The organism is Vibrio lamellibrachiae, assembly GCF_050337265.1.
Taxonomy (GTDB): domain Bacteria; phylum Pseudomonadota; class Gammaproteobacteria; order Enterobacterales; family Vibrionaceae; genus Vibrio; species Vibrio kyushuensis.
In genome coordinates this window covers 21,164-30,276 of the sequence record NZ_JAKJSU010000001.1, presented here as the reverse complement: position 1 = coordinate 30,276, position 9,113 = coordinate 21,164, and the positions used below count along the sequence as shown (strand labels likewise).

Annotated in this window: 7 protein-coding genes and 3 tRNA genes; 6 read left to right on the top strand and 4 right to left on the bottom strand. The window is 43.2% G+C overall.

The genetic code is table 11. The features are described from left to right. Positions 1-21 precede the first annotated feature (21 nt). From L4C54_RS00130 to L4C54_RS00120, 3 genes are all read right to left on the bottom strand, one after another. Positions 22-97: transfer RNA gene (locus L4C54_RS00130), tRNA-Gly, on the bottom strand. 59 nt (positions 98-156) lie between these two features. Then, positions 157-233: transfer RNA gene (locus L4C54_RS00125), tRNA-Met, on the bottom strand. Positions 234-323: 90 nt separating this feature from the next. Beyond that, positions 324-399 (bottom strand) — tRNA-Gly (locus L4C54_RS00120). A gap of 311 nt (positions 400-710) precedes the next feature. Between L4C54_RS00120 and L4C54_RS00115 the strand changes: the two genes are divergently transcribed. Then, positions 711-1,439 (top strand): hypothetical protein, encoded by a 729-nt coding sequence (locus L4C54_RS00115; protein WP_428806609.1) that lies wholly within the window; start codon positions 711-713, stop codon positions 1,437-1,439. A gap of 66 nt (positions 1,440-1,505) precedes the next feature. Here the strand turns inward: L4C54_RS00115 and orn are convergent, their stop codons facing one another. Next, complete coding sequence (gene orn, locus L4C54_RS00110; RefSeq protein WP_428804071.1) at positions 1,506-2,051, bottom strand: oligoribonuclease; 546 nt, start codon at positions 2,049-2,051, stop codon at positions 1,506-1,508. A 147-nt stretch (positions 2,052-2,198) separates the two neighbouring features. On the opposite strand from orn, the gene rsgA reads away from it, so the two are divergent. From rsgA to L4C54_RS00085, 5 genes are all read left to right on the top strand, one after another. Beyond that, positions 2,199-3,254: a small ribosomal subunit biogenesis GTPase RsgA gene (gene rsgA, locus L4C54_RS00105; RefSeq protein WP_428806605.1), complete on the top strand. Its 1,056-nt coding sequence runs from the start codon at positions 2,199-2,201 to the stop codon at positions 3,252-3,254. Positions 3,255-3,366: 112 nt separating this feature from the next. Further along, the gene (gene asd / locus L4C54_RS00100) at positions 3,367-4,248 is read left to right on the top strand and encodes an archaetidylserine decarboxylase (RefSeq protein WP_428806604.1); all 882 of its coding nucleotides are present in this window, start codon (positions 3,367-3,369) and stop codon (positions 4,246-4,248) included. Positions 4,249-4,429: 181 nt separating this feature from the next. After that, a complete protein-coding gene (locus L4C54_RS00095; protein ID WP_428804068.1) occupies positions 4,430-5,845 on the top strand; it encodes an SLC13 family permease in 1,416 nt (471 codons plus the stop codon). A 261-nt stretch (positions 5,846-6,106) separates the two neighbouring features. Continuing rightward, positions 6,107-7,987 carry a methyl-accepting chemotaxis protein gene (locus L4C54_RS00090; protein WP_428806603.1) on the top strand — a complete coding sequence of 627 codons (1,881 nt, stop codon included), beginning with the start codon at positions 6,107-6,109 and terminating at the stop codon, positions 7,985-7,987. An 89-nt stretch (positions 7,988-8,076) separates the two neighbouring features. Further along, positions 8,077-8,964, top strand: a complete 888-nt coding sequence (locus L4C54_RS00085; RefSeq protein WP_428806602.1) for a DMT family transporter — start codon at positions 8,077-8,079, stop codon at positions 8,962-8,964. Positions 8,965-9,113: the final 149 nt, after the last annotated feature.

Genomic DNA, 9,113 nt, shown 5'->3' with positions numbered 1-9,113 from the left:
CTTTCTCTTTAAGAGAGAATTTGGAGCGATACATCGGGTTCGAACCGATGACCTCAACCTTGGCAAGGTTGCGCTCTACCAACTGAGCTAGTATCGCATTAGTTAACCGTCACTCTTTACTACTGTGAAGCAATAAATCGACGNCTAACTGTAATGTGGTTGCGGGAGCCGGATTTGAACCGACGACCTTCGGGTTATGAGCCCGACGAGCTACCAAACTGCTCCATCCCGCGTCCGGATGCATTGTTTAAGACAATGAGACTAAACCATTTTCATTCTGAGCAAACGCTCAAAGAAACCTAAATTTCTTCTAAGAACAAAACTGGAGCGATACATCGGGTTCGAACCGATGACCTCAACCTTGGCAAGGTTGCGCTCTACCAACTGAGCTAGTATCGCTTTTCTAACAACGTTTCCGCTGTTTAGGGATGCGAATTATAAGAGCATTTATTTGTGATGCAAGTCATTATGAAAAAAAAATGGTTTTTTTTTCATACCTGCTTAAAAACCACGCACAATCAGCACTGTTTGCTTGTCATGTAAGCATATTCGGCAAAGCATTCTAACTCGTACCAACCGAAGATTGCGATATAAGCCATTATTTTCTTTGCCCGAATCGCGAATTGTTAGAAGAAACTTCAACTTTGATATAACGTTAACCAATAGCTCTTCACCTTGAAGCAGCGTGCGCAGTCATGGAACGACAGTTAATGCCACACTTAGTAAACCATCTTATTTTGCCCTATTTCCGAACACTGGTTTTCGGCGTATTAGTGTGTCTGCTGCTCTCATCTTGTGGTTCAGTGCCAAAACCACTAAGAAACCTAGGAAAAAGCGATATCGACTTTGTCATGGATGTGCATACACGCCAGCAAAAGCAGATGATGATTCGATTAACCCAAAAACTGTATACGCGAAATCCATCGCAACTTAAAAAGTCCCCGGGCATGACTCTTGAGAAGAGGATTGAGCAAATATTTGGCTCTCCTGATGAAACAGAGCTTCCATCCCTGATTTTTGATGAGCTTGGCGGGGCCACCAGTATTGATGCTGTTCTATTAAGTTTCGATGAGGAATTTAAAGGTGATCGCGTCTTTGCGGCTGTTGTTGGTCTAGCAGAGATGTTAAGACGTTCATACAACCACCAACAGGAGTTCTTTATTCTCGACTCACTAGATGAGCAAGCTCTCTATAACAGTGCGCGAAATATTGAAGTATTTGTTTGGCGGCTGTACCACCGTAGAGATTCAAATGGAGATCTGTACATCCTATCCAACCGCTTGAGCGAGAAAGACTTTGATACCAGCTTTGATCGGCTGTTCGCTAAAATGGCATCAGTCCAAGATATGATGGCACTTATCGTCGCTGACAAAACAGACCGCGGTATCACTAAGGTCGTTCATGGTGTGGCGCAGTTTGTCTTTATCCCGATCCCTTAATTGAAGAAAGCCCATAACGAAAAATGCCAACACGAATGCTGGCATTTAAATCAAAGGGAGACGAAATTAAATAGAGATAATCGTTTTACGATAATACTGAAGCTCTGCAATCGACTCACGAATATCGTCAAGCGCTAAGTGACTGCCACTTTTTGAAAAACCATCCAGTACTTCAGGCTTCCAGCGACGAGTTAGTTCTTTCAAAGTACTAACGTCGATATAACGATAATGGAAGTACTGCTCAAGCTCTGGCATATGCTTGTATAAGAAACGACGATCTTGACCAATGCTGTTTCCACAAATAGGAGATTTACCTTTCGGTACCCACTTCTCTAAAAACTCAATCGTTTGAGAAATAGCTTGCTGTTCAGTCACTTTACTTTGGCGAACTCTTTCAACAAGACCACTTCCATTGTGAGTTGTGGTACACCACTCATCCATTTTATCGAGTTCATCTTCTGTTTGATGAATCGCAAGAACGGGACCTTCAGCTAGAATGTTGAGTTCACCATCGGTAACGACAGTGGCAATTTCAATGATCTTATGTGTTTCAGGATCTAAGCCTGTCATCTCAAGATCGACCCAAATTAAGTTTTGCTCGCTAAAGGACATGAATCAGTTGCCTATTTGTTTACGTATAAAAGAGGTACTATACCCAAATAAGGATCCCCAAGATAGCTTTGAATCATTGGCATTCGGTGAAAAATAGGCACTTCTGAGGGTAGATCGCATCATCAATAACATATTGAAGACATCATTTTGGCAAAGAAGAAAAAATTAACTAAAGGTCAGGTTAGACGAGTTCGTAGTAACCAGAAAAAGCGCCTAACAAAAGAAGACTCCGTTCAATGGGATGAGACGATGCTGGGTGCAACCAAAATGGGCCTTGTTATCACTCGTTTTGGTCAACATGCTGATATTGAAGATCTTGAAACCCAAGAAATCCACCGCTGTAATTTGCGTCGTGGAATTGAAAGCATAATATCTGGCGACAAAGTCATTTGGCGTGCCGGGCTTGAATCTATGGCTGGAATTTCTGGTGTTGTCGAAGCCGTTGAGCCACGCACATCTATCTTAACTCGTCCTGACTACTACGATGGTTTAAAGCCAGTAGCCGCGAACGTTGACCAGATGGTGATCGTCTCTTCGGTGCTTCCTGAATTATCTCTTAATATTATCGATCGCTACCTCATCGCCTCTGAAACCGTGCAAATTGCACCTTTGGTTGTACTCAATAAAATTGATTTACTTGATGAAGAGCAACGCAAAGAGTATCGCGTTCAATTGAGCGAGTACGAGCGCATTGGTTATGAAGTTCTTTTTGTCAGTAAAGAATCTGGTGAAGGTATTAAAGAGCTAGAAGCGAAACTGAGTGACCGTATTAATATTTTTGTTGGTCAATCTGGTGTTGGTAAGTCGAGCTTAGTAAACGCGTTGATGCCTGAACTTCATATTGAAGAAGGTGCTGTGTCTGAAAACTCAGGGCTTGGTCAACATACCACGACGGCTGCTCGTCTTTATCACATTCCAAGTGGCGGCGATTTGATCGACTCTCCAGGAGTGCGTGAGTTCGGCCTGTGGCACCTTGAACCGGAAGAAGTCACTGAAGCGTTTGTTGAATTTCGTCCGTTACTTGGTGGATGTAAGTTTAGAGACTGTACGCACAATGATGACCCAGGCTGTATCATACGTGAAGCGGTTGAAAAAGGTGATGTTAGCAAAGCTCGCTTTAAGAACTACCATCGAATCATTGAGAGCATGGCGGAAAACAAAGCCAATCGACAATACTCAAAAAACAAAAAAGCGGATCTTTAAGCACAAAATTGTATGTAAATATTGTGCTATTACTGACTTTGAAATCATATTTGAGTAATATCTCGCGCCCAGAACGTATGTCGAACATTTAAACAGTATTGGAATTTTCATAATGGATAAGATTAAAGTTGAACTGCAACATTGGCTTCCAAAGCATGCTTTGACCCGATTAGTTGGTAAAATAGCGTCGGCTCGATTAGGCAGTTTGACCACCGCAATTATTCGTGGATTTATTAAACAATACAAAGTGAACATGGATGAAGCGTTGCATTCAGACCCTAAACACTTCAACACCTTTAACGAGTTTTTCGTTCGTGAGCTTAAAGAAGGCGTACGCCCTGTTTCTGAAGGTGAGCAACTCATTACTCACCCAGCTGACGCTTGCGTTAGCCAGTTTGGTCCTATTGTTGATGGTAAATTAATTCAAGCGAAAGGCCATGATTATACGTCGGTTGAACTGCTTGGTGGCGATGCTGCGCTTGCTGATGAATTTACCGATGGTGAGTTTGCTACGCTGTACTTATCACCAAGTGACTACCACCGTGTACATATGCCATGTGACGGTGTACTTCGCCAGATGATTTATGTCCCAGGTGATCTTTACTCTGTAAATCCACTAACGGCAGAAAACATTCCAAACCTATTTGCTCGTAATGAACGCGTTGTCTGTATCTTTGATACTGAATTTGGCCCAATGGCGCAGATATTAGTCGGTGCGACTATTGTTGGTAGTATCGAACTCACTTGGGCTGGCACTGTGACGCCTCCTCGTGGTAACACGGTCTATCGTTGGGACTACCCTTCTGAAGGCAACAAATCTGTGTCGTTTAAGAAAGGGGATGAGATGGGCCGCTTCAAGCTTGGCTCAACGGTCATCAACCTTTTTGCTAAAGATAAGATTCGCTTCGATGATTCTATGGCATTAACAGCACCGACTCGTATGGGTGCACCGTATGCCCACGTAAAAACTGAAGAGAATCCAGTTTCAGAATAAGACGCTTAATCTATATATGCCCTGCCTTAACTCAATCTAGAGAAACGCAGGGCATTTTTGACTAAAAACAAACCTACCTCGATAAACCTCGCCATTTTTCAAAACTATAACGTCCGTCCAAGTCCTTGAATATCAAATAGCTTATTCTACTTTGAGTTATTTTTATTGTAGGAACTGCTTCATGCCAGCACTGAATAAAGGGACATTAATAAGGCTATTTATCAGCTTTATTATTCCTCTCGCCGTACTATTCATTCCGATTGATCTCATTCCCATCGATGATCTCACTTTAATTCAACATCGCTTACTCGCCATATTCTTACTCGCAGCTCTCTTATGGGTGCTTGAGCCTGTTCCCGTGTTTGCAACATCAATACTGATCATCGCTCTTGAACTGATCATGATTTCAGATAAAGGGCTCCACTTTTTTCGCCAACCACCGCAAGGGCATGAGCTTGGCGAGTTAATGAAGTACACCGATATTTTCAGTGCTTTTTCTTCACCGATTATCATCCTATTTATGGGCGGATTTGCATTAGCAATAGCCGCATCAAAATACGAGTTAGATAACAACTTGGCTAGAGTTCTTCTTAAACCCTTCGGTACTCAACCAAAGTTCATCATGCTCGGTTTGATGCTGATAACCGCTGTGTTCTCAATGTTTATGTCTAATACGGCAACGACAGTCATGATGCTTGCTCTATTGGGGCCTATCGTTGCTTCAGCGCCAAAAGGGGATGTTGGTATCAAAGCGCTGGTTCTATGTATTCCTATTGCTGCAAATACGGGAGGGATTGCGACTCCCATTGGAACACCCCCCAATGCCATTGCACTGCAGTATTTAACGGAAGAGCACAGCATTGATTTTCTTTCTTGGATGATGATGGGGCTGCCTTTTGTCATCATACAGCTCACGATTGCATGGTTTTTACTGCAGAAATTATTCCCATCGCAGCAAGAAAGAATGATTCTAAAACTTAACGGAACATTTAAAACCAGCTGGCGCGCGATCACCGTCTATATAACGTTTGGCATGACGATTTTGCTGTGGATGACCACCAAAGTTCACGGTATGAACACCTACGTGGTTTCCATCATTCCACTGGCTGTCTTTACTCTAACTGGCATCATGGGTAAAGAAGAGTTAAAGCAAATCAATTGGGATGTACTGTGGCTGGTAGCAGGTGGTATAGCAATTGGTATCGGTCTTGATAAAACCGGATTAGCAGTTGCCCTAGCTCATGCGATCGATTACGAGTCTCTTTCTCCACTTGCGGTTGTATTCACTCTTTCGATCGTCTGTTGGCTAATGGCAAATTTCATGTCGAACACGGCAACGGCAAACTTACTGATGCCAATCGCAGCCGCTATTGGCGCCTCAATGGAGAGCCTTGCGGCCGTTGGTGGGCTGCAGGGGCTGCTTGTCGTCGTCGCATTCTCGGCATCACTCGGTATGATTTTACCCGTTTCAACACCACCAAACTCATTGGCTTACTCTACAGGGCTCATTGAAAGCAAAGACATGGCAAAGACCGGCATAATTATCGGCCTAATTGGCTTAATTATCGTTTACGCCGCCGTTTTGATCATCACGTAAGTAAAATGAACCCGATCTGCTCGTTAAATATTTTGACGAGCAGATCTCATTATTGAACACAACTGCATATAAATCGCATTAACCTCACCACTTCTAACCGAAATATCCGCTCAAGATCAACTTTACAACTGGTTACATTCAATAGCATATCTTGTTATATCCAGTGAAATACGCTGAATAAAATAAATATCCCAATTTTATATCTCGCTCAGAGTTTGAGCATTGTAAGTTATTTACGATTTAAGAAACGAAGGAAGGACAATGAGATATACCATTAAAAAGAAGATTCAAATCGCTATTGCAATCATTATTGCCATCGTAAGTGGTGTTCAAGCGTGGGTCTCCGTCAATCAACTCAAGCATGAAACCAACTCTGCCCTTAGCAGTGAGATGGAGAACGTCAGTATCGCCACTACTCGTTACATCAGTGAATGGCTAGATATACGCTCAAAAATGATGCTAGCCAATGAATCAAGCATTGCAAACGAAAGTAATCCAGATAAAGGCTTACTCATCACTAAAAAGGCTGGGAATTTCTTATCTGTCTATGCCGGATTTAATGATGGAACAATTGCCTACGGTGATAAAACAGAAGACTGGCCAAGTGATTACGACCCTCGCACTCGTCCTTGGTACAAAGATGCGATGAATCAGCAAGGTTTAATTTTAACAGAGCCTTACCAAGATTTTGATGGCAGCATTGTCATCAGCTTTGCAAAAGCATTCTCTGGTACAAAACAGGGCGTACTGGCTGCCGATCTAACTGTTACAACTATTATCGAAGAGATACTTAGCGTTAAACTCGATAACGATGGTTTTGCTTTCTTAGTTGATGGCAACAACAATATCGTAGCCTATCAAGATGAACAGCTCAGCCAGAAACCACTAACCCAACTAAACCCTGCTCTATCCAAACAAAAGATGGGTTCTTTGATTCAGAACTCGACACTCTCGTCTATGTCATGGCCTGAACAAGGAAACAAATTACTTTACGTGACAAATGTTCCAAATACCGATTGGGCACTGGGCTTGGTGGTTGATGAAGATCTTGCTTTTCACTCTGTCACAGAGCAAATCAAGTTCACCGCCATCGCATCAATTATTTTGTACATTCTTATTGCAGCCATCAGTACTTGGGTCATTACACGCCTACTACAGCCACTTCAAATTCTCTCAGATGCAGTCCAAGAGCTGTCACAAGGTGAAGGCGATTTAACACAGAGAATTAATATAAAGCGAATGGATGAAATTGGAGAATTGGCGAAGTATATGGATCAGTTCTTGTCCCAACTTCAAGAGATGCTCAAAAGTGTGGTCGAAAATAGCCAAACTATGTCAGATAACGCCAGTGAGGCAAACAACATATCTTTACAGGCCGCGAAACGAATCGAACACCAACAAAATGATGTTAACCAAATTGCCACGGCGATTCATGAAATGTCTGCAACCGCAGCCGAAGTGGCTAATCACGCCGAGTTGACAGCAAATGCTTCCCAAGCGTCTTCAACGGCTTGTGAAGAGGGTCAGCACGTCATCCAACAGAACCGCGAATCGATTTTAAACTTAGCAAAACAAATATCAGGAGCTTCGACTGTTATTGGTGAGCTTGAAAGTAATACTCAATGCATCAACCAAATACTGTCGACAATTCAGGAGATTGCAGATCAAACTAATCTACTCGCACTCAATGCCGCCATTGAAGCTGCTCGGGCTGGAGAGCAAGGTCGCGGATTTGCGGTTGTCGCAGATGAAGTTCGGATACTAAGCCAAAGAACACACGGTTCAACGGAAGAGATCCAAGCCATGATTGAGACATTGCAGTCGAACACTCGACAAGCAGTCCAAAGCATGGCGTCGAGTACCAAGCTGGCTGATACGAGCGTGAGTTACGCAGAAGAAGCGCAGGACAGTTTAAGTCGTATCACATCCAGTATTTCAGAAATCAACGATATGGCACTGCAAATTGCAAGCGCGGCTGAAGAGCAGCGAGCAGTGAGTGAAGACATCAGCCGTAATACTCAAGGCATCAAGGACGCATCAGATGAACTGGCAAACCAAGCTGCTCTAAGCAGCCAAAGTGCTTCAAATATGAATCACGCAACCAATGCTATGAGAAACCAGATTAGCCGATTCAAAGTATAGCGTTCTAATTCATTTTGCTTTGCATCAAGTAAAGCTTAAGGCATATTGAGAGCCATCTCTAACCCACGACCACAAGGACATATCGAACTATGGGTTTTGAATGGCTCGCATTAGCGGCAGCATTTCTTTGGGCAATCGCCAGCTTACTTTCAGTAACACCCGCTCAGCACCTTGGTTCTTTCGCTTACAGTCGATGGCGTATGGGCTGCACCTCGGTCATGCTCACAATAATGGCGCTCATTACTGGTGGCTGGGGAACCATTGAGCCTAGCTATATAACGCCGATGATGCTCTCAGGATTAATCGGAATCTTCATCGGTGACACTGCCCTGTTCGCTTGTTTAAATCGAATGGGTCCGAGACAAGCCGGGCTACTTTTCTCCTGCCACGCTGTTTTCTCTGCCGTTCTCGGCTACTTTATTTTCAGTGAAACCATGAGTAGTGCAGAGTTGTTAGGTTCAGCTCTTGTCTTTTCTGGTGTTATCACAGCGATCTTCTTTGGTCGAAAGGGGCGCCACCAAAGTAACTTAGACCACATAAAGGGGAAAGCTTGGATTGGTTTAGCTCTCGGGCTGCTTGCCGCGCTTTGCCAAGCGTTAGGTGGGATTATTGCTAAACCGATTATGGTGACATCCGTTGATCCTATTGCTGCCTCAGCGATTCGTATGATCACCGCATTTGCCGCTCATAGTCTGTTTTTGTTATCGGGGGCTAAGTTAGCCAAGGCGACAAAACCCATGACAATGTCTATTTTTAAGATTACCGCTCTTAACGGCTTTCTCGCCATGGCCGTTGGTATGACCTTAATTCTATTCGCCTTGCAAACTGGCAATGTTGGTATGGTCGCTCTACTCTCATCAACTACACCGATTATGTTACTGCCTATTCTGTGGTTCTATACCAAGCAACGTCCTAATTTTTATGCATGGCTTGGGGCCATTGTCGCTGTCGTTGGCACCGCGATTTTAGTTCAATAAATAACACTTTCAGTTGTGATAGCAATTTGATCAATAGGCAACTCTTTATTGTATCGATAGGAAGAATCATTGATCTTTAGCTACTGCAAACCCTATAAAATGTAGTAAAGTTACGCTAATTTGTTTTTAAAGTTACTTTAATTTTTGAC